Annotated in this window: 18 protein-coding genes and 1 pseudogene; 7 read left to right on the forward strand and 12 right to left on the reverse strand. The window is 72.8% G+C overall.

Features of this window, described 5'->3' with window-relative positions; genetic code table 11:
• Nucleotides 1-42: 42 nt before the first annotated feature.
• From FXF50_RS24495 to FXF50_RS24520, 6 genes are all read right to left on the reverse strand, one after another.
• Entirely contained in the window at nt 43-1050 is a 1008-nt protein-coding gene (locus FXF50_RS24495) for a LacI family DNA-binding transcriptional regulator (RefSeq protein ID WP_148431218.1), read from the reverse strand.
• 19 nt (nt 1051-1069) lie between these two features.
• The gene (locus tag FXF50_RS24500; RefSeq protein WP_148431219.1) at nt 1070-2437 is read right to left on the reverse strand and encodes a GH1 family beta-glucosidase; all 1368 of its coding nucleotides are present in this window, start codon (nt 2435-2437) and stop codon (nt 1070-1072) included.
• On the reverse strand, nt 2434-3267 hold the full coding sequence (locus FXF50_RS24505; protein WP_148431220.1) for a carbohydrate ABC transporter permease: 834 nt from the start codon (nt 3265-3267) through the stop codon (nt 2434-2436). The genes FXF50_RS24500 and FXF50_RS24505 overlap by 4 nt, the downstream gene beginning before the upstream one ends.
• On the reverse strand, nt 3264-4253 hold the full coding sequence (locus FXF50_RS24510) for a carbohydrate ABC transporter permease (protein WP_148431221.1): 990 nt from the start codon (nt 4251-4253) through the stop codon (nt 3264-3266). The genes FXF50_RS24505 and FXF50_RS24510 overlap by 4 nt, the downstream gene beginning before the upstream one ends.
• A gap of 69 nt (nt 4254-4322) precedes the next feature.
• Nucleotides 4323-5633 (reverse strand): ABC transporter substrate-binding protein, encoded by a 1311-nt coding sequence (locus FXF50_RS24515; protein WP_148431222.1) that lies wholly within the window; start codon nt 5631-5633, stop codon nt 4323-4325.
• Nucleotides 5634-5830: 197 nt separating this feature from the next.
• Nucleotides 5831-6586: a maleylpyruvate isomerase family mycothiol-dependent enzyme gene (locus FXF50_RS24520; protein WP_148431223.1), complete on the reverse strand. Its 756-nt coding sequence runs from the start codon at nt 6584-6586 to the stop codon at nt 5831-5833.
• A 70-nt stretch (nt 6587-6656) separates the two neighbouring features.
• Here FXF50_RS24520 and FXF50_RS24525 point away from each other — a divergent pair, with 70 nt between their 5' ends.
• Nucleotides 6657-7748, forward strand: a complete 1092-nt coding sequence (locus tag FXF50_RS24525) for a UDP-N-acetylmuramate dehydrogenase (protein WP_148431224.1) — start codon at nt 6657-6659, stop codon at nt 7746-7748.
• Nucleotides 7749-7757: 9 nt separating this feature from the next.
• On the opposite strand, the gene FXF50_RS24530 is transcribed toward FXF50_RS24525, so the two are convergent.
• Together FXF50_RS24530 and FXF50_RS24535 are read right to left on the reverse strand one after the other, a co-directional pair.
• Nucleotides 7758-8549 carry a class I SAM-dependent methyltransferase gene (locus tag FXF50_RS24530; RefSeq protein ID WP_148431225.1) on the reverse strand — a complete coding sequence of 264 codons (792 nt, stop codon included), beginning with the start codon at nt 8547-8549 and terminating at the stop codon, nt 7758-7760.
• 61 nt (nt 8550-8610) lie between these two features.
• Nucleotides 8611-9372 carry an SDR family NAD(P)-dependent oxidoreductase gene (locus FXF50_RS24535; protein WP_148431226.1) on the reverse strand — a complete coding sequence of 254 codons (762 nt, stop codon included), beginning with the start codon at nt 9370-9372 and terminating at the stop codon, nt 8611-8613.
• Nucleotides 9373-9543: 171 nt separating this feature from the next.
• On the opposite strand from FXF50_RS24535, the gene mshA reads away from it, so the two are divergent.
• Both mshA and FXF50_RS24545 read left to right on the forward strand, forming a co-directional pair.
• Nucleotides 9544-10905 carry a D-inositol-3-phosphate glycosyltransferase gene (gene mshA / locus FXF50_RS24540; protein WP_148431227.1) on the forward strand — a complete coding sequence of 454 codons (1362 nt, stop codon included), beginning with the start codon at nt 9544-9546 and terminating at the stop codon, nt 10903-10905.
• Between the two features lie 48 nt (nt 10906-10953).
• Nucleotides 10954-11487 (forward strand): YbjN domain-containing protein, encoded by a 534-nt coding sequence (locus FXF50_RS24545; RefSeq protein ID WP_148431228.1) that lies wholly within the window; start codon nt 10954-10956, stop codon nt 11485-11487.
• An 83-nt stretch (nt 11488-11570) separates the two neighbouring features.
• Here the strand turns inward: FXF50_RS24545 and FXF50_RS30005 are convergent, their stop codons facing one another.
• Entirely contained in the window at nt 11571-12290 is a 720-nt protein-coding gene (locus FXF50_RS30005) for a hypothetical protein (protein WP_255510175.1), read from the reverse strand.
• A 13-nt stretch (nt 12291-12303) separates the two neighbouring features.
• Between FXF50_RS30005 and FXF50_RS30010 the strand changes: the two are divergent.
• A pseudogene (locus FXF50_RS30010) lies at nt 12304-12678 on the forward strand (hypothetical protein); the annotation flags it as partial.
• 380 nt (nt 12679-13058) lie between these two features.
• On the opposite strand, the gene FXF50_RS24555 reads toward FXF50_RS30010, so the two are convergent.
• Together FXF50_RS24555 and FXF50_RS24560 are read right to left on the reverse strand one after the other, a co-directional pair.
• On the reverse strand, nt 13059-14315 hold the full coding sequence (locus tag FXF50_RS24555; RefSeq protein WP_148431230.1) for an MFS transporter: 1257 nt from the start codon (nt 14313-14315) through the stop codon (nt 13059-13061).
• A 103-nt stretch (nt 14316-14418) separates the two neighbouring features.
• Nucleotides 14419-15744, reverse strand: a complete 1326-nt coding sequence (locus FXF50_RS24560; RefSeq protein WP_148431231.1) for an MFS transporter — start codon at nt 15742-15744, stop codon at nt 14419-14421.
• Nucleotides 15745-15895: 151 nt separating this feature from the next.
• On the opposite strand from FXF50_RS24560, the gene FXF50_RS24565 reads away from it, so the two are divergent.
• Nucleotides 15896-16663 (forward strand): phosphoglyceromutase, encoded by a 768-nt coding sequence (locus FXF50_RS24565; RefSeq protein ID WP_148431232.1) that lies wholly within the window; start codon nt 15896-15898, stop codon nt 16661-16663.
• Nucleotides 16664-16712: 49 nt separating this feature from the next.
• Here the strand turns inward: FXF50_RS24565 and phoU are convergent, their stop codons facing one another.
• Nucleotides 16713-17366 (reverse strand): phosphate signaling complex protein PhoU, encoded by a 654-nt coding sequence (gene phoU, locus FXF50_RS24570; protein WP_148431233.1) that lies wholly within the window; start codon nt 17364-17366, stop codon nt 16713-16715.
• Nucleotides 17367-17578: 212 nt separating this feature from the next.
• Between phoU and FXF50_RS24575 the strand changes: the two genes are divergently transcribed.
• Complete coding sequence (locus tag FXF50_RS24575) at nt 17579-18871, forward strand: cell wall metabolism sensor histidine kinase WalK (RefSeq protein WP_187399799.1); 1293 nt, start codon at nt 17579-17581, stop codon at nt 18869-18871.
• Nucleotides 18872-18894: 23 nt separating this feature from the next.
• Nucleotides 18895-19578 carry a response regulator transcription factor gene (locus FXF50_RS24580; protein ID WP_091317550.1) on the forward strand — a complete coding sequence of 228 codons (684 nt, stop codon included), beginning with the start codon at nt 18895-18897 and terminating at the stop codon, nt 19576-19578.
• The last annotated feature ends 659 nt before the right edge of the window (nt 19579-20237 follow it).

Genomic DNA, 20237 nt, shown 5'->3' on the forward strand with positions numbered 1-20237 from the left:
ACCCTAGCGCCGGCCGCCCCGGCCCGCGACGCGATAACCCGGCTAGGCCGACTCGCGCACCACCAGCTCGGTGGGGAGCATGAGCGCCTGCTCGACCTGCTCGCCCGCGGCGATCCGGAGCAGTTGCCGGGTCATGGCCCGCCCCAGCTCCACTATCGGCTGCTTCACGGTGGTCAGCGGCGGCTCGGTGTACGCCGCCGTCTCGATGTCGTCGAACCCGATCACCGCCACGTCGTCCGGCACCCGCCGGCCGGCCTCCCGCAGGGTGCGCAGCGCGGCGTGCGCCATGAGGTCGGACGCCGCGAACACCGCGTCCAGCTCCGGGTCGGCGGCGAGCAGCTGCCGCATGGCGGCCGTGCCGGACTCCCGGGTGAAGTCGCCGTACGCGACCAGCTCCGGCAGGCCGGCCGCGGCGACCGTCTCCCGGTAGCCGATGAGCCGTTCGATGCCGGCGACCATGTCCTGCGGCCCGGCGATGGTGGCGATCCGCCGCCGACCGTTCCCGATCAGGTGGCGGACCGCCTCGGCCACGCCGCCGACGTGGTCCACGTCGACGTAGGGGACCTCGGCGCCGTCGAGGGGGCGGCCGCTGCACACCACCGGGATGCCGAGCCGGGCCAGCCGCCCGGGGAGCGGGTCCTCGCCGTGCAGCGAGGCGAAGAGCACCCCGTCGACGTGCCGCCCGGTGGTGTACCGCTCGACCCGTTCGTGCCCGGCCGGCGAGCCGGCCAGCATGAGCACGAGCTGCTTGTCCGCCGCCTCCAGCTCCTGGGCCGCGCCCCGGATGATCCCCGGGAACACCTGGTCGTCGGAGAAGACCCGGGTGGCCGCCTCGGGCATGACCAGCGCCACCGAGTCGGTGCGCTGGGTGACCAGGCTGCGGGCGGCGAGGTTCGGGACGTAGCCCAGTTCCTCGACCGCCCGGCGGACCGCCTGCTGGATCGACTCGGCGACCGTGGTGGAGCCGTTGACGACCCGGGAGACCGTGGCCCGGGACACGCCCGCCCGTCTGGCCACCGCCTCCAGGGTCGGCCGCTGTGCCGTTGTCATCCCCGTCACCACCACCTCGTCACAGCCCGTTCCGGGAGATCACCTCCTGGTACCAACGGGCACTTTCCTTCGGTGTGCGCCGCTGGGTCAGGTAGTCGACGTGGACGATCCCGAACCGCTTCCGGTAGCCCTCGGCCCATTCGAAGTTGTCCAGCAACGACCATACGAGATAACCGCGCAGGTCGACGCCGCGGGCGATGGCCTCGTGCACGGCGCGCAGGTGCCCGTCGAGGTAGGCGACCCGGTCGGTGTCCGCCACCCAGCCGGTCCCCTCGGTGTTCCGGTCGGGGAAGGCCCCACCGTTCTCCGTGATGATCAGCGGCAGGCCCGGGTAGTCGGCGGCCACCCGCTCCAGCAGCCGGGTGAGGCCGGCCGGCTCGATCATCCAGCCCATGTCGGTGAGCGGCCCGACCGGCGGCAGGAACTCGACGCCGCCCTCGGTGCCCGGGTACGCGCTGCTCCCGGCCCCGCCCGCCCGGCCGGCCACGTAGGTGGGCGCGTAGTAGTTGAGCCCGAGCAGGTCGAGCGGCGCGGCGATCACCTTCTCGTCCCCGTCCCGGACGAAGTCCGGCTCGACGAACCGGGCGACGTGGGCGAGCACGTCGTCCGGGTAGCCGGCGCCGGTCAGCGGGTCCAGGAAGATCCGGTTCTGGAGGCCGTCGACCAGCCGCACCGCGGCGGCGTCGGCCGCGCTGCCGGCGTCGGCCGGCTGCACGTCGGCGAGGTTGAGGGTGATCCCGACGACCTCCGCGCCGGCCGCGCGCAGCGCCCGGGCCGCCAGGCCGTGGCCGAGCAGCAGATGGTGTACGGCCCGGAAGGCCGCCCCGGCGTCCCGCCCGCCGGGCGCGTGCACGCCGTTGCCGTAGCCGAGGTACGCCGAGCACCACGGCTCGTTCAGCGTGGTCCAGGTGCGGACCCGGTCGCCGAGGCGCTGGTGCACGGCGAGGGCGTAGTCGGCGAAGTGCTCGGCGGTCTCCCGGGCGGTCCAGCCGCCCCGGTCCTCCAGCGCCTGCGGCAGGTCCCAGTGGTAGAGCGTGACGATCGGGTCGATGCCCCGGTGCAGCAGGGCGTCCACGAGCCGGTCGTAGAAGTCGAGGCCGCGCGGGTTGACCGGGCCGGTGCCGTCGGGCCGGATCCGGGGCCAGGCCACCGAGAAGCGGTACGCCCGCAGCCCGAGGTCCGCCATGAGCGCCACGTCCTCGGCGTACCGGTGGTAGTGGTCGCAGGCCACGTCGCCGGTGTGCCCCTGGAACACCTTGCCGGGCGTACGGCTGAAGGTGTCCCAGATGGACGGGGCGCGCCCGTCCTCGGCGACCGCGCCCTCGATCTGGTACGCGGCGGTGGCCGCCCCCCAGACGAAGCCCTCGGGGAACCGCAGCTCCGTCATGCCTTCACCGCACCTTCCATGATCCCGCCGATGATCTGGCGGCCGAACACGACGAACACGAGCAGCAGCGGCAGGGTGGCGATGGCGGTCCCCGTGAACACCTGCGACATGTCCTGGTAGTAGCCGTCGGACAGGGCCCGCAGCGACAGTTGCACGGTCGGGTTCTCCGGGTCGTTGAGCACCGCGTACGGCCAGAGGAAGTCGTTCCAGGTGGTCATGAAGGTGAGCAGGCCGAGCACGGCGGCGGCCGGGCGCAGCGCGGGCAGCACCACGTTCCAGTAGATCCGCGCGGTGTTGCAGCCGTCCATCCGGGCGGCCTCGATCAGTTCGGTGCTGACGGCCTGGCCGGCGTACTGGCGCATCATGAACACGCCGAAGCCGGTGACCAGGGCCGGCACGATGACCGCGGGCAGCCGGTCGTTCCAGTTCAGCTTGGTCATCAGCAGGTAGAGCGGGATCACGCCGAGCTGGGTGGGCACCATCATGGTGGCCACGATGACCAGCAGCAGCGCGTTGCGCCCGCGGAAGCGCAGCTTGGCGAAGGCGAACCCGGCCAGCGTGGAGAAGAAGACCACGGAGACGGTGACCGTGCCGGCCACGATCGCCGAGTTGACGAGGCCGGTGAGGAAGTACGCGTCGGCGTTGTCGAACAGCCGGGCGATGTTGGCGCCGAGGTTGCCGCCCGGGGTGAGCGGGGGCGGGACCTGGCCCATGGCGTCGCTGGTCCGGCTGGCGACCACGAACATCCAGTAGATCGGGAAGATCGACATCAGGGCCGTGACGCCCAGCGCCAGGTAGGTGAGCCGGCCGGCCGACCAGAGGCGGGTCATCGGGAGTCCTCCTTGCGCGCGCCGCCGCCGAGCCGGCGGAGGAGCAGGACGTTGATGGCCGCGACCACCGCGATGAGCGCGAAGAGCAGCCAGGCGATCGCCGAGCCGTAGCCGAAGTTGTAGTGCGGCGCGAAGGCGTTCTCGAACATGTACATGGTCACGGTCTGCGACTCGCGCAGCGGGCCGCCGCGGATCGCGTTGGTGCCCGAGTTGAACAGCCGGGGCTCGGTGAAGAGCTGGAGGCCGCCGATGGTGGAGATGATGACCGCGAAGATGATCGTCGGCTTGAGCAGCGGCACGGTGATCGACCAGAACTGCCGCGATCGGCTCGCACCGTCGATCGAGGCGGACTCGTAGAGGTCGCGCGGGATGGCCTGCATGGCGGCCAGGAAGATCAGCGCGTTGTAGCCGGTCCACCGCCAGTCGACCATCGTGGAGATGGCCACCCAGGAGGCGAGCCGGTTGGCCTTCCAGTCGATCGCGTCGACACCGACGTGGTCGAGCAGCCAGTTGATCATGCCGAACTCGCGGCCGAAGAGCACCGCGAAGACGATCGCCACGGCGGCGGTCGACGTGACGTTCGGGATGAGCACCGCCATCCGCCAGGTGGTCCGGGCCCGGAGCTGCCGGTTGAGCAGGTTGGCCAGCCAGAGCGCCAGCAGCAGCTGCGGGACCGTGGAGATGACGAAGATGCCGAGGGTGTTGACCACCGAGTGCCAGAAGTCGGGGTCGCCCAGCAGCTGGCTGTAGTTGTCGAGGCCGACGAACGGGTGCTCGGCGCCGAGCAGGTCCCAGTCGTGCAGCGAGACCCAGAAGGTGTAGACCAGCGGGTAGATCCCGAAGACCCCGAAGAGCAGGAAGAACGGGGCGACGTACAGGTAGGGCGAGTACTTCGTGTCGAACCGGCTGAGCCGGACGCCCCGGGAGGGGCGGGGGACACGGTGCGCCGGCTGGACCGGCGGGCGGGCGTCGAGCTGGACTGCCATGGCCCGGGACTCCTTTCCGCCGTGCGGGCGGCACCCGTCACCGGGGACCGCCCGCACGCCTGGCTCGGGTTACTTGGCAGCGGCCTTCTTGGCGTTCCCGACCGCGTCGGTCCAGCCCTGCTCCGGGCTGCGCTTGCCCAGCTCCACGGTGCGGACGGCGTTCTCCACCTCGGTGCGCACGGCCTGGTTCTTCGGGCCCATGTAGACCGGCTTCAGGCTCTTGGCGCCCTCGGCGAAGATCTTGCCGACCGGGGCCGCCGAGAAGTACGCGTTCGTCGAGTCGACGATGGCCGGGTCGGCCAGCGCCTGCGGCGAGGAGGGCAGCGGGCCCTTCGCCTTGAACGCGCCGATCTGGCCCTTGGCGCTGGTCAGGAACTTCGCCAGCTCGATCGCCTCGGCCTGGTGCTTGCCCTGCTTCGGCACCGCGAGGAAGGAGCCGCCCCAGTTGCCGCCGTTGCCGGGGACCTGGGCGATGTCCCACCTGCCCTTGGCGCCCGGACCGGCGTTGCCCTCGATGACCCCGGTCATCCAGGCCGGGCAGGCGATGGTGGCGAACTTCGACTGCTTGAACGCGGAGACCCACTCCTCCGACCACGACCCGTACTTGCCGGACAGGCCCGAGTCGATGATGTCCATGGTGGTGTCGTACGCCTGCCGGACCGCCGGGTTGCTGTCGACGACCAGGTTGTTGCTGGTGTCGTAGTAGCTGTAGCCGGTGGTGTTGCCGGCGGTCTGGAGCAGGATGGTGTTGAACGTGTTGGTCGCGGCGTCGAGGAACGAGGCGCCGGTGTTCTTCGCCTTGAACTGCTCGCCGACCTTGATGTAGTCCGCCCAGGTGGGCCAGAGCTTCGAGACCGCCTCGCGGTCGGTGGGCAGGCCGGCCTTGGCGAACAGGTCCTTGCGGTAGCACATGGCCATGCCGCCGACGTCGGTGCCGAGGCCGATGAGCTGCTTGCCGTCGGCGGTGAGCCCCTGGTTCCACTTCCAGTCCAGGAAGTTGCCCTTCAGGTCGGCGGCGCCGTGGTCGAGCAGGTTGACGAAGTTCTGGGGGTTGGCCTTGTACTCGACGAGCAGCCCCTCCTCGATGGCGACGATGTCGCCCGCGCCCTTGCCCGCGGCGAGCCACTGGGTGAGCTTCGGCGAGTACTCGTCCAGGTTGCTGCCGGTGCCCCGCTCAACGATCTTCACGTTGGGGTGGCTGGCCATGTACTCCTTGTAGAGCTCGTCGTAGCCGAACTGGCCGAAGACGTCGACGGTGAGCGTGACCGGGCCGTCGGCGGCGGCCTCGTCGTCACCGCCCCCGCAGGCGGTGGCGCCCAGCAGCGCGGTGGTGGCGACCAGAGCCACCGCGGCCAGGCGGCGACGCGTGAAGGTGACCATCTCTTATCTGACCCCTCTAGGTGTATCGGGTGGTGGCGGGTGGTTCCGGTACTCAGAGAGCGCTCTCACGACAGGGTGGTGGTTGCCTCCGACCCTGTCAAGAGAGCGCTCTCAGAGCGTCCGGAAAAAGGCGGAGAGTGGCGCTCCGGTGGGAAACGCCGCTCTCCGCCTGATCTCCCGGTAGACCCTCCGGCGGGTCAGCCCACCCGCAGCCCGTCGAGCAGGCGGCGGTCGCCGGCCACCCCGAGAGCGTCGAAGCTGATCCGGCCCATCACCGCCAGCAGCAGGTCGCTGGCCGTGCCGGTGACCTGCGCGCGGGCGTGGTGGTCGTCGTGGTCGAGGATCGTCGCGGTGTCCAGCAGGGCCATCCCCTCGCCCCGCAGCCGCAGGTACCACTCCTGGGCGGCGTCGATGGCGGTCAGCTGGACCACCCCGTGCCACTGGCCGGGCTGGATCCGCCGGCCCGCCGGCAGCCAGGTGTCCAGCACCTCGCTCACCCCGTCGGCCGCGAGCTTGGCCTCGATCGGCTCACCCGCGCCGATGGCGAGCTGGGCGTCCCAGCGGTGCACCGCGGTCTCGTGCGCCATCCGGCGCGGCCAGAAGGCCGCCTTCTTCGGCTGCGGGGCGAAGTTCCAGGCCGGGGCCTCCGGGTCCAGCGCCTCGAAGAGCGTGAGCAGCCGCTCGTACTCCTGCCTGTACCACTGCGCCGGGGTCAGGCCGGCCGGCGGCTCCGGGTCGTGCCGCTCCGGGCGGCTGGCCGTGCCGGCGGTCACCACGGTGCGGACCCACACGTAGACCCGGGCGAGGTGGTGGGCGAGATCGGAGACCGTCCAGCCGGGACAGGACAGCACCGGTGTCTCGGGGGGCGCCTCCGCGACGGCGGCGGCGAAGGCGGGACCCTCCGTCCGCAACGCGCCGATCCAGAAGTCCTTCGTGCCGTGCAGTCTGCTCATCGCCATCCTCCCGGGGGTGACCGGGCCACCAGTGGGTGCCGCGGCTACCCCTCAGCCTAGGGTGAAAGGCGTGTCAGACGTCTACGCCGAACCGACGACCGGAGCCGACCCGACCGACCCCGCCACCCTGGCGCGCTACACCACGCTGCGCCTGGGCGGCCCCGCCGGCCGGCTGGAGATCGCCACCAGCGCCGACGACATCGTCCGGCGGGTGCGCGAGGCGGAGGCGCGGGAACAGGCCGTCCTCCTGCTGGCCGGCGGCAGCAACGTGGTGATCGGCGACCAGGGCTTCCCCGGCGCCGTCGTGCTCATCCGCTCCCGGGGGTTCCGGGTGGTCACCGAGGACGCCGACACGGTCACCGTACGGGTCGAGGCCGGCGAGCCCTGGGACGACCTGGTCGCCGCCACCGTCGAGCGCGGCTGGTCGGGCCTGGAGTGCCTCTCCGGCATCCCCGGCTCGGCCGGCGCCACCCCCATCCAGAACGTCGGCGCGTACGGCCAGGAGGTCGCCGAGACGATCGTGGCCGTGGCGGCGTACGACCGGACCGAGGGGAAGGTGGTCCGGATCGCGGCGGCGGACTGCGGGTTCGCCTACCGGGGCAGCATCTTCAAGTACAGCGACCGCTGGGTGGTGCTCTCGGTCGACTTCCGGCTCAGCCGCTCCCCGCTCTCCGGCCCGGTGCGCTACGCCGAACTGGCCCGCGCGCTCGGCGTCGAGGTGGGCGACCGGGTGCCGCTGGCCGACGCCCGGGCCACCGTGCGGCGGCTGCGCGCCGGCAAGGGCATGGTGCTCGACGCGCAGGACCCGGACACGTGGTCGGTGGGCTCGTTCTTCACCAACCCCGTGCTGGAGCGGGAGGCGTACGAGCTGCTCCGGGAGCGCGCCGCCGACCTGGGTGAGGCGCCGTCCTGGCCGTGCCCGGGAGACACGGTCAAGGTGAGCGCCGCCTGGCTGATCGACAAGGCCGGCTTCGGCAAGGGCTACACCGGCCCCGAGGGCGTCGCCATCTCCACCAAGCACACCCTGGCCCTCACGAACCACACCGGCACGGCAAGCACGGCCGCCCTGGTCGCCCTGGCCCGAGAAATCCGCGACGGCGTCCAGACCCGCTTCGGGGTGACCCTCCACCCCGAACCCGTCCTGATCAACTGCACCATCTGACCCCTCGGGTCAACTGGGTGTGGTGGGGGCGACGCTGGCCCAGGGGAGGGTCACCTCGCCTCGGCGCCAGCGGGTCGGGCGATCCAGGACGGGCCAGCCTGCCGCCTTCACGGCGGCGACGGTTCTTGTCCAGCGGTCGCGGGGGCCGAAGGGGGCGTAGCCGGCGGTGGACTGCCAGGCGGCCTCCAGGGCCTGGATCAGGTCGTGGACCGGCTCGCCGGGGACGTTGCGGTGGATGAGCGCCTTGGGCAGCCGCTCGGCGAACTGGGCCGGGCTGGCCAGGGTGGTGAGCTTCGCGGCCAGGGTCAGCGTGCGCGGGCCGGTGGCGTCGAGCAGCACCCAGGCGCCCAGCCGCCCCAGCTCGTCGCAGGTTCCCTCGACCAGCAGCCCGCCCGGCACGAGCCGCCCGGTGACCGTACGCCAGGCGTCGGCCACCTCACCCTCGTCGTACTGGCGCAGCACGTTGAACGCGCGGACCAGGGCGGGGCGCAGCCCGGCCAGCTCGAAGCCGCCCCGGGCGAAGGTGAGCCCGGGCGGGTCGGCGGCCGGCTGGGCGGCGGCCACGCGTACCGGATCGATCTCCAGCCCGACCACCCGGACGTCGGCGCGGACCGCGGCGGCCAGCCGGGCGCGCAGCTCGACGGCGGTGACCGGGGTGGCGCCGTAGCCCAGGTCGACCACGAGCGGGTCGGCGGCGGCGCGCAGGGCGTCACCGCAGGTCGCGACGATCCAGTTGTCCACCCGCCGCAGCCGGTTCGGATTCGTCGTGCCCCGGGTGACCACGCCGAGCGGCCGGGCCATCAGGGCCTCCCGGTTCGCGACTGCGGGGCTCGCACGAGCGGCTCACTCCTCGCGCTTCACGCTAGACCCGGTGCACCTTGTGCTGGGCGGCCTGGGCCAGCGGGCGGACCACGAGCTGGTCGATGTTGACGTGGTGCGGCCGGGTCGCGCACCAGGCGACGCAGTCGGCCACGTCCTCGGCGACCAGCGGCTCGGCCACCCCGGCGTAGACCGCGGCCGCACGGTCGGCGTCGCCACCGAACCGGACCAGGCCGAACTCCTCGGTCTTCACCATGCCCGGGTCGATCTCGATCACCCGCACCGGCCGGCCGCACAGCTCCAGGCGGAGCGTGCCGGCGATCGCGGTCTGCGCGTGCTTGGCCGCCGTGTAGCCGCCGCCGCCCTCGTAGACGACGTGGCCGGCGGTGGAGCCGACGATCACGACGGTGCCGGCCCCGGAGGACTCCAGCGTGGGCAGCAGCGCCTTGGTGACGCGGAGCGTGCCGAGCACGTTGACGTCGTACATCCACTGCCAGTCGCCCACGTCGGCGGACTCCACCGGGTCCAGGCCGCGCGCCCCGCCCGCGTTGTTCACGAGCAGGGTGACCGGGCCGGGCGCGGCGGCGGCCGCGGCGGCCAGGCCGGCGACCGATTCGTCCGAGGTCACGTCGCACTCCACCGCGGTGGCCGCGCCGCCGGCCGCCTCGATCTCCGCGACCAGGCCGGCCAGCCGGTCGGTACGCCGCGCGGCGGCGAGCACGTGGAAACCCTCGACGGCCAGGCGGCGGGCCGTGGCCGCGCCGATCCCGCTGGACGCCCCGGTGACGATCGCGACTGAGGTCATCCGGTCATTCTCACCCGCCGCCGGGCTCCGCGCGGTGATGAGGTCCGTCACGCCCGGGACCCGCCGGGACGCATTTCCGAAGCCCGATGGGGAAGATGACATCCGGCACGGAGGTTGACCGAGAAGCGCCGGTCGTGCGGGACGGCATCAACCGTGACAGAGGGAGCGGACGTGGCGGAGTTGCACACCGGTGTCGGTCGTCAGCGAGGTGCTCTGCCGTGGCCCCGGCCGCGCCGGATCGCCACCCTCTCCGTCCACACTTCGCCGCTGCACCAGCCCGGCACGGGCGACGCCGGCGGCATGAACGTCTACATCCTGGAGGTCGCCCGGCGGCTCGCCGAGGCCGACGTCGAGGTGGAGATCTTCACCCGGGCCACCTCCGGAGACCTGCCCCCGGTCGTCGAGACGGCACCCGGGGTGAGCGTCCGGCACGTCACCGCCGGCCCCCTGGAGGGGCTGACCAAGGAGGAGCTGCCCGGCCAGCTCTGCGCCTTCACGGCCGGGGTGCTCCGCGCCGAGGCCGCCCGCCCCCCGGGCCACTACGACCTGATCCACTCGCACTACTGGCTCTCCGGGCAGGTGGGCTGGCTGGCCAAGGAGCGCTGGGGCGTGCCGCTGGTGCACACCGCGCACACCCTCGCGAAGGTCAAGAACGCTCAGCTCGCCGCCGGGGACCGGCCCGAGCCCAAGGCGCGCGTCATCGGCGAGGAGCAGGTGGTCGCCGAGGCCGACCGGCTGGTCGCCAACACCCGGGTCGAGGCCCGCGACCTCATCGACCGGTACGACGCCGAGCCCGCCCGGGTGGCCGTGGTGGAGCCCGGCGTGGACCTGGACCGGTTCCGCCCGGCCCCCGGCGACCGGGACGCGGCGGTTCTGGCGGCCCGCCGCCGCCTCGGCCTGCCGACCAGCGGCTACGTGGTGGCGTTCGTGGGCCGGATCCAGCCGCTCAAGGCCCCGGACGTGCTGATTCGCGCGGTCGCCGCGCTGCGCGGGCGGGAGCCCGCGCTGGCCGACGAGGTGACCGTGGTGATCTGCGGCGGCCCGAGCGGCAGCGGGCTGGACCGCCCCACCGCCCTCATCGAGCTGGCCGGTTCCCTCGGCGTCGCCGACCGGGTCCGGTTCCTCCCGCCGCAGACCGGCGACGACCTGCCCGCCCTCTACCGCGCGGCCGACCTGGTCGCGGTGCCCTCGCACAACGAGTCGTTCGGGCTGGTCGCGTTGGAGGCTCAGGCGTGCGGCACGCCGGTGCTGGCCGCCGCGGTGGGCGGGCTGGTCACCGCGGTCCGGGACGGGGTCAGCGGGGTGCTCATCGACGGCCACGACCCGGTCGACTGGGCCCGTGCGCTGGCCCGCCTGCTGCCCGAGCGGCTGCGCCGGGCCGCCCTGGGCCGGGGCGCCGAGCGGCACGCCCGCGCCTTCTCCTGGCACCGCACCGCCGCCGGCCTGCTCGCCGTCTACGGCGAGGCGATCGCCGACCACCGTGCCCGGCTGGCCCGCCGGCTCGGTGACCCGGCCCTCACCTGCTCCTGGTGACCGCCCGTGGCCCGGCGGCCTCCGGTGGGCGGCCGTAGAGTGGGTGCGATGAGCCGCAGGAGTGAGGTCGCCGCGCTGATCGAGGCCGTCTGCGCCGAGCGCGAGCTGGAGTGGGAGTCCACCGGCGAGACGGCGTACGCGGTGACCCTGCCGGGGACGCACAAGCTCAAGACGATCTGCAACCTCATCGTGGGCGAGCACGCGCTGCGGGTCGAGGCGTTCGTGATGCGCCAGCCCGACGAGCGCCGCGAGGAACTGTGGGCCTGGCTGCTCCAGCGCAACGCCCGGATGTACGGGGTGTCGTTCTCCATCGACGCCGTCGGCGACGTCTACCTGACCGGGCGGGTCAACCTGGCCGGGGTGGACTCCGACGAGCTGGACCGGCTCCTCGGGTCCGTGCTGACCTACGCCGACGAGTCCTTCGACAGCATGCTGGAGATCGGCTTCGGCACCGCGATCCGCCGGGAGTGGGAGTGGCGGGTCAAGCGGGGTGAGTCGACGGCCAACCTGGCCGCGTTCGCCCACCTCTTCGAGCCCTCGACCCCGGCCGGGTCGGCCGCCGGAGGTTCGGACCCGTCCTGAGGGGTATGCCGCACCGCGCGGTGCGGCGAAATCGGGACCCACCGCGGGCCGAGGACGGACTGTCGAGGAGCGTGTCCCATGGCTCAGCGCAACAGCTCAAGTCGCGGCACGACTGCGACGAGGACCAAACGCCAGCCCGGCAACCAGACGGCGAACACGCCGGGCATCTCCGAATCCGAGATCTCGCGGATGAAGGTCGACGACATCCGGGGCCAGTTGCGCCGGCGCGGGGTCTCCGGGCTCTCCGCCATGCGCAAGCCGGACCTGGTGAAGACCCTGGTCCGGAAGCTGCGATCCGAGCAGGGCGGTGCGGCCCGGAAGAGCACCGGCCCGGCCGGCCGGCCGTCGGCGACGAAGAAGACGGCCGCGGCGAAGAAGACGACCGCGGCGCGCCGGACCGCGCCGTCGCGGGCCAAGGCCGCGCCGGCCGCGAAGGCCACCGGCGCCCGGGCGAAGGCGGCCCCGGCGAAGAAGGCGGCGGGCGCGCGGGCCAAGGCGGCCCCGGCGAAGAAGACGACGGCCGCCCGGGCGAAGGCCGCGCCGGCCAGGAAGACCGCGAAGGCGGCGCCCGCGAAGAAGGCCGCGAAGGCCGCGCCCGTGAAGAAGACCGCGAAGGCGGCCCCGGCGAAGAAGACGACGGCCGCCCGGGCGAAGGCCGCGCCCGCCAGGAAGACCGCGAAGGCCGCGCCCGCGAAGAAGACCGCGAAGGCGGCGCCGGCGAGGAAGGCCGCGGGCACCCGGGCGAAGGCGGCGCCGGCGAGGAAGGCGGCCACCGCTCCCGGACCGGCGCGGGCACGGGCCACGGCCGCGACGGTCACCCAGGTACGGACCGGTGCATCCGCCTCCCGGTCGGTGGGTTCGTCCCAGCAGATCACGTCGCTGGACGACCGTCCGGAACGTCCCGGGCGCAGCCTGGTGACGGCCAACCACGAGGTCATCCAGCGGTGGGCCTGGGCGCGCAACGCCAAGCCGGCCACCATCGCCGGAACCGAGCGGGGCGACCGTCCCGGGGTGTTGACGTTCAACATCCCCGGATACCGGGAGAGCAGCCGGATCCGCGAGGTGAGCTGGGACGACTGGTTCCGGACGTTCGACTCGCGCGGGCTGAACCTGATCTACCAGGAGCAGATGCGGGACGGCCGGCAGAGCAACTTCTTCCGGACCGAGAACCCGAATCGCGAGGACGCCTGAGGTTTACGGGAATGGTCGACGGGAACCCGCTGTTGGCCAACGAAGAGACCGGAGCAGGGACAGCCGGGTTTCCGACACGGGTGCTGTGACGGGTAAGACAGCAATCCGGGTTGAATCCGGAATCCGGGCGAACTAACTTTATTGCACCGCGCCACGCTTGGAAACGTTCGGGGGAGCGGCGGATCGATCAGATCCGCGCAAGCGAGGCGCGAGGGATCGGGTGGAGCACACCGTTGGGGGACGGTGCCACCCGTGGAACCGGCGGCGCGAGCGGGCGACGCTTACGGGGGTGAGGGTCGCCCGCCGCCGCCGGGCGTACGGTGCGAGCGCCCATCACGACGGGGGTCGTGGTGGGCGCTCGAGCCGTTCCGGGGACAGTTTCAGCGCCCCGCCGACACGGTCTCGGCCCGTTCCGCCGCCGCCCGCAGCGCGGCCACCCGCCGTTCCCGTGGCGGCCCGGCCAGCAGGTGACCGGCCGCCGCGACCAGGCCCAGGGCGCCCACCACGAGCCAGTGCCCCTCGCCGAGATGCTGGAGGCTGAGCCCGCCCAGCGCCGGCGCCACGAACGAGGCCGCCGGGAAGGTCAGGTAGAACACCGACTGGTAGCGGGCACGCAGTTGCGGCGGGGCGAGGTCCGCGTTGATCTGCGCGTTCGGTGGCGCGGCGAGCATCTGCCCGACCGTCCACACCACGGCGGCGCCCAGGTAGAGCGGCAGGCCGTCGGCGACGGTCAGCGCCCCGAAGCCGAGCGCCATGAGCCCGGTGGAGGCCGCCAGCACGGTCGACTTCCGGTACGGCTCGATGAGCCGGGGCACGAAGAGCTGCCCGACCACGATGAGCGCGCCGCCGAGCGCCACCACCAGCCCGTACGCCGAGGGGCGCAGGCCGTCGGCCCGCATCGCCAGCGGCATGATCGTCGAGGTCTGCATGGTGAGCACGGCCAGCAGGAAGGTCAGCCCCACGAAGGCCAGGAAGGTGCGGTCGGTCAGTGCCGTGTGCAGCCCCGGCCGCCGGCCCGCCACCGCCCGTGGGGTGACCGCCGGGCGGCGGGTCAGGGTCTCCGGGACCTTCAGCGCGATGACCACGGCCGCCGCCAGCGTCGCGGCGGCGTCGACCAGGAACAGCGCCAAAAAGCTCGCCTCGGCGAGCACACCGGCCAGCAGCGAGGCCACCGCCATGCCCAGGTTGAACGCCCAGAACTGGAGGTTGAACGCGCGGGAGCGGCGGGCCTCGGGCACCACGTCCACGATGGCGGCCACGAACGCCGGGCTGGGCATCGAGTGCACCATCCCGACCAGCGCGGCCAGCACGGCGATCACCGCCAGGTGCCGGCTGAACGCCAGCCCCACCATCAGCCCGGCCGCGCCCAGGTGGGCGGCGAGCAGGGTGGACCGCCGCCCCCACCGGTCGGCCAGCACCCCGCCGAGCAGCGTGCCCGCCGCGCCGCCGGCCCCGTACGCCCCGACCACCAGGCCGGCCAGCGACGCCGAGGCGCCCCGCGCGGCGGTCAGGTAGAGCGACAGGAAGAGCATGGCGAAGGCGCCGGCCCGGTTGATGAGCAGGCCGGACCAGAGGTACCAGAAGGTGGCGGGGAGCCCGCCGGCCGTGTCGTCCCACCAGCGCCGCAGGCCGCGCACCCGTCCTCCACGAAGCTTTGTCAACCGATCCGCCCTGCTGACGGTAGTGGCCCGCCCCGGCGTCCGCCCGGTGGCGCTGGTCACCACCGCCGCAGGGCGTACCTCAGGATCCGGCGCGGACCGGCTCGGCGGGTGCGGTGGCCGCGGCCTCGGCCGCCTCCGGCACCGGGGTCCGGACCACGGTGACCGGCGTGACCGGGGTGCCCGCGGTGCGGAGCCGGGCCGCGCGCCGCTCCCGGGCCGGGCCGGAGATCAGGTGGGCCACCGCCATCACGGCGCCGATGACGGCGCAGCCGAGCCAGAGCGTCGTGTTGCCGGCGTGCTCCCGGACCAGACCGCCGAGGACCGGGGCGGTCGCACCGGCGAGCTGCCAGGAGAGTGAGAACGCCCCCTGGTAGCGACCGCGCAGCGCGGCGGGGGAGAGCTCGGCGATGAGGGTGGCGTTGGACGGCGAGTTGAGCATCTCGCCGACCGTCCAGATCAGCACGGTCAGGCCGTAGAGCCAGGCGGTGTCGGCGAACGCGGTCAGACCGAAGCCGGCGCCCATCACCAGCGCGGCGAGCGCCAGGACGTGCGAGCGGCTCCGGCCCTTGATCAGCTTGGGCACGAAGAGCTGACCGACCACGATGAGCACCCCGTTGAGCGCGATCACCGAGCCGTAGGTGGCCGGGCTCAGCCCGGACTCGCCCATGGCGATCGGCAGCATCGAGATGTGCTGGAGGAAGACCAGCGCGCCGAACAGGTTCAGCGCCACGAAGCCCAGGAAGACCCGGTCGGTGAGGATGGTCCGCAGGGCGCCCGCGGGGGCCGCGGCACCCTTGCTCACCGGTCCGGCGTGCGCCGACCGGGTCTCACCGACCCGGGTGAAGATGATCAGCGCGGTGACCAGCGTGGTCGCCGCGTCGACCAGGAAGAGCAACAGGTAGCCGGCCTGGGCGGCGACGCCGGCCAGCACGGCGGCGCAGGCGAAGCCCAGGTTGATCGCCCAGTAGTTCAGCGAGAACGCGCGCAGCCGGTCCTTCTCCGGCACCACGTCGACCATCATGGCGCCGAACGCCGGCCGGGCCGCCTCGGCGAACGTGCCGAGCAGCAGCGCGCCCAGCGCCACCGCCCACAGCGGACGGGCCAGGCCGAGCGCGACCATCATGGTGGCGGCGCCGAGGTGTGCGGTGAGCAGGGTGGGCCGGCGTCCCCACCGGTCGGTCAGGGTGCCACCGATCGTGGTGCCGACCGCGCCGCCGACGCCCCAGAGCCCGATGACCAGGCCGGCCTGCGAGGCCGAGAAGTCGCGCTCCTGGGTGAGGTAGATGGCCAGGAAGACCAGGACGAACGAGCCGAGCCGGTTGATCAGGGTGCCGGTCCAGAGGTACCAGAAGGTCCTCGGTAGCCCGCCTGTGGTGTCCCGGAACCAGCCCTGCACCGTCCGCATCCCCGCGCCCCCGTATTGGTAATGACCGAGCAACCCTCAGCGCCTTACAACCTAGTCGTGCCCCGGAACGCCGGTCATCTGCTTTTCCACGTGGTGGTCGTCACGACCCGTCCCCGCGTGTCCGCCGACGCGGTACGGCAGGATGATCCGCATGACTGCGAGCGAGGGGCCCACCGTCGGGACGCTGGTCCTGCTGCGGCACGGCGAGAGCGACTGGAACGCCAAGAACCTCTTCACCGGCTGGGTCGACGTCGACCTGACGGCCAAGGGCGAGACCGAGGCGCGGCGCGGCGGCGAGCTGCTCCGCGAGCACAACCTGCTGCCCGACGTGGTGCACACGAGCGTGCTGCGGCGCGCGATCCGCACCGCCGAGCTGGCGCTGAACGCCGCCGACCGGCACTGGATCGCGGTGCGCCGGTCGTGGCGGCTCAACGAGCGCCACTACGGCGCCCTCCAGGGCAAGAACAAGAAGCAGACCCTGGACGAGTACGGCGAGGACCAGTTCATGCTCTGGCGCCGGTCGTACGACACGCCGCCGCCGCCGATCGACGACGCGGACGAGTGGTCGCAGGTCGGCGACCCCCGGTACGCGCTGCTGCCGACCGAGCTGATGCCGCGCACCGAGTGCCTCAAGGACGTCGTCGAGCGGATGCTGCCCTACTGGTACGACTCGATCGTGCCGGACATCCTGGCCGGCCGGACGGTGCTGGTGGCGGCGCACGGCAACTCGCTGCGCGCCCTGGTCAAGCACCTCGACCAGATCTCCGACGAGGCGATCGCCAAGCTGAACATCCCCACCGGCATCCCGCTCCGCTACGACCTGGACCCCGACCTGCGCCCGCAGGTCCTCGGCGGCACCTACCTCGACCCCGAGGCCGCCAAGGAGGCCGCCGCGGCGGTCGCCAACCAGGGCCGCTGACGCCGACGACGAAGGCCCCCGGGTGACCGGGGGCCTTCGTGTGTCCGGGTCAGCTCGCCGACGGCGGGGTCTCGCCGGTGATCAGGTAGACCACGTGCTCGCCGGCGTTCACCGCGTGGTCGGCGAAGCGCTCGTAGAAGCGGCCCAGCAGGGTCGCGTCGATGGCGGTCTCCACCCCGTACGGCCAGTCGTCGCCGAGCAGCACGCCGAAGAGGCTCTTGTGCAGGTCGTCCATGGTGTCGTCGTCGCGGTCCAGCTCGGCGGCCAGGTCGGCGTCGGGCTTCGCGAGCACCGAGGCGATCTTCTCGGCCATCCGGTCCGCGATGGCGGCCATGTCCGTGAAGACCGGGCGCAGCTCGGCCGGCACCGCCGGCGACGGGTGCCGGCGCAGCGCCGTCTTGGCGACGTGGTCGGCCAGGTCGCCCATCCGCTCCAGGTCGGCGGCCACGTGGAGGGCGGTGATCATGGCGCGCAGGTCGGAGGCGACCGGCGCCTGCCGGGCCAGCAGGTCGCAGACCCGCTCCTCGACCTGCCGGTACAGGTCGTCGATCTCGGCGTCCCGCGCGATCACCGTCTCCGACGCGGCGCGGTCCGCGGTGAGCAGGCCCCGGGTGGCCTGCCGCATGGCCGCCCGCACCCCCTCGGCCATGTCCACCAGCAGCTGGCTGACAATCTGGAGGTCGGCCCGGAACTCGTCGCGCATCGTCACTTCCTGGGGTCGTTTGTCGCCGTCCCGGCCGGAGGGGCCGAGGTGTGGCGTGAGCAGGTGCGCGACCCACGGTAGGCCGGGGGAACCGGCATCGAGATGAACGCGGGTTAACGACGCGGGGCCCGCGAGTGAACATTCCCGGAAGTGAGAGTGGTTCGTCCCGTTCTGACCGATCGCCGGGTTAACAATGACCCTACGATCGCCGGGTGGAATGGGCGGTGGCGGTCGTGGTGGCCGTGGCGCTGGCGACCGGGCTGGTCGCCGGCCTGCTGCTGTCCGGGCCCGTCCAGCAGTGGCGGCGCCGGTCGGTGCCGCCGGGAGGCCAGACCTCCCGCCGCAGCACAGGGAGGCCCGCGATTCCCGACGACCAGCAGGGCGGGCTCTCCGGGCTCGGCCGCAAGACGGTCGACGCGCTGCGCGCCGGCGTGGTGGTGCTCGACCCGGACGACATGCCGGTGCTCGTGAACCCGGCGGCCCGGGCCATGGGCCTGCTCCGCACCGGGGCCACACCCGGCTCCATGGCCGCGCACCCGTTGATCCGTACCCTCGCCGGGCAGGTCCGGCGCACGGGCGTGCGCCGCGAGATCGAGCTGGACCTGCCGCGGGGCCGCGACAGCGCGGGGGACAACCCGCTCGGCGTGCACCTGCGCGCCATGGGGCTGGGCGCCGGCTACATCTCGATCGAGGCGGCCGACGTGACCGAGTCCCACCGGCTGGCCCGGGTACGCCGGGACTTCGTGGCCAACGTGAGCCACGAGCTGAAGACCCCGATCGGCGCCCTCCAGCTCCTCGCCGAGGCGCTGGTCGACGCCACCGAACCGGCCGGCGACGGGCCGGCCGAACTCTCCGAGGACCTGGTCGCCGCCCGGCGGTTCGCCGAGCGGATCCAGCACGAGTCCACCCGGCTCGGCCGGCTGGTGCAGGAACTGCTGGAGCTCACCCGGCTCCAGGGCGCCGAGCCGCAGCCCGCCCCCGAGCCCGTCTCGTTGGACTGGGTGATCGCCGAGGTGATCGACCGGAACCGCACCGCGGCCACCGCCCGGCACGTGGAGATCGTCGTCGACGGGCAGCGGGGGCTCACCGCGTACGGCAGCGACAGCCAGCTCGCCACCGCCGTGGCGAACCTCGTGGAGAACGCGATCAACTACTCGGCCGAGGACACCACCGTCCGGGTGACCGCCCGGGCCACCGACGAGCACGTCGAGATCGCCGTCGCCGACCAGGGCATCGGCATCGCCCCGAACGAGGTCGACCGGATCTTCGAGCGGTTCTACCGGGCCGACCAGGCCCGCTCCCGGGCCACCGGGGGCACCGGCCTGGGCCTGGCCATCGTCAAACACATCGCCAGCAACCATGGCGGTCGGGTGGATGTGTCGAGCACTCTTGGTGGTGGGTCGACGTTCACCCTCCGGCTGCCCGCCGGCCCCCCGGACGACCTGGAGGCGACACTCTCCTCCGCTGAGATCGAGGCCGGCCCGGCCGAGCTCCGGCAGGTCTGACCGACAGGAAAGGAAACACCCCGTTGAGCCGCGTACTGGTGGTGGAGGACGAGGAATCGTTCTCCGACGCCCTGTCCTACATGCTCCGCAAGGAGGGTTTCGAGGTCTCCGTCGCCGCGACGGGTCCCTCCGCCCTCACCGAGTTCGACCGGACCGGCGCCGACATCGTGCTGCTCGACCTGATGTTGCCGGAGATGTCGGGCACCGAGGTCTGCCGGCAGCTCCGGCAGCGGTCCCACGTGCCGATCATCATGGTCACCGCCCGGGACAGCGAGATCGACAAGGTGGTCGGCCTGGAGATCGGGGCCGACGACTACGTCACGAAGCCGTACTCGCCGCGCGAGCTGGTCGCCCGGATCCGGGCCGTGCTGCGCCGGCAGAGCGCCGAGGCCGCCGAGTCGGGTGCGCCCACGCTGGCCGCCGGGCCGGTCCGGATGGACATCGAACGGCACGTCGTGACCGTGGACGGCGCCGGCGTGCAGCTCCCGCTCAAGGAGTTCGAGCTGCTGGAGCTGCTGCTCCGCAACGCCGGCCGGGTGCTCACCCGCGGTCAGCTCATCGACCGGGTCTGGGGCGCCGACTACGTGGGCGACACCAAGACCCTGGACGTGCACGTCAAGCGGCTGCGCTCGAAGGTCGAGCCGGAGCCGTCCGCCCCGCGCTACATCGTCACCGTCCGCGGCCTGGGCTACAAGTTCGAACCGTGACGGGTCCGCGCCGTCAAGCCCGATAACCCCCAAGGGGTACGCGGAGCGCCGGCTCCACCGGGCTTCGCCCGGCTACCGGCGCCCGAGCCCGCTCGGACCGGGATCGAATGTCCGCTTTCGTACGGGCCCCGACCGCTGGTTGGAACGCCACGGGTGTCTCCGGCGTCCCGATGGCGTTCGCCGACCGGGGTGTGTCACGCCGGATGTCCGTTTCCGGGGTGGTCGGCGGCACTCTGGCGGCGGAATGGCCGGCAGGCCGGGGTCGTTGTATCCCCGTGAACGACCGAGGAAGGCGCCCCGCCAGGCGGGGTGGCCGGGCCCGGAATGATGGTGGGCCGGCGGTCGTTGTACATGGTCCCGGCGCGACGAAGAGGCTCCGCCCCGCACGCCGGATGAACCCCCAAGACTTTCTTTGAGCGCCTGACGGTGCTCGCGCACACCCGACCCCCGTCGGCATGGTGCGCCAACCCCCAAGGAGCTTTGTCATGAACACGATGCTGCGGAAGAGCGTTCTCGGTATTGCTGGTCTGGCCTTCACCGGTGGTGTGTTCGCCGGTCCGATCGCCGCTCACGCCGACGCCCGTCCGGTCGAGGGCAAGCCGGTGGCGGTGGCCGTGCAGGCCGACAAGCCGGACAGCACCAAGCTGATCCCGCACGGT

Origin of the sequence: Micromonospora sp. AP08 (assembly GCF_008085935.1) — a bacterium.
Classification (GTDB): domain Bacteria; phylum Actinomycetota; class Actinomycetes; order Mycobacteriales; family Micromonosporaceae; genus Micromonospora; species Micromonospora chersina.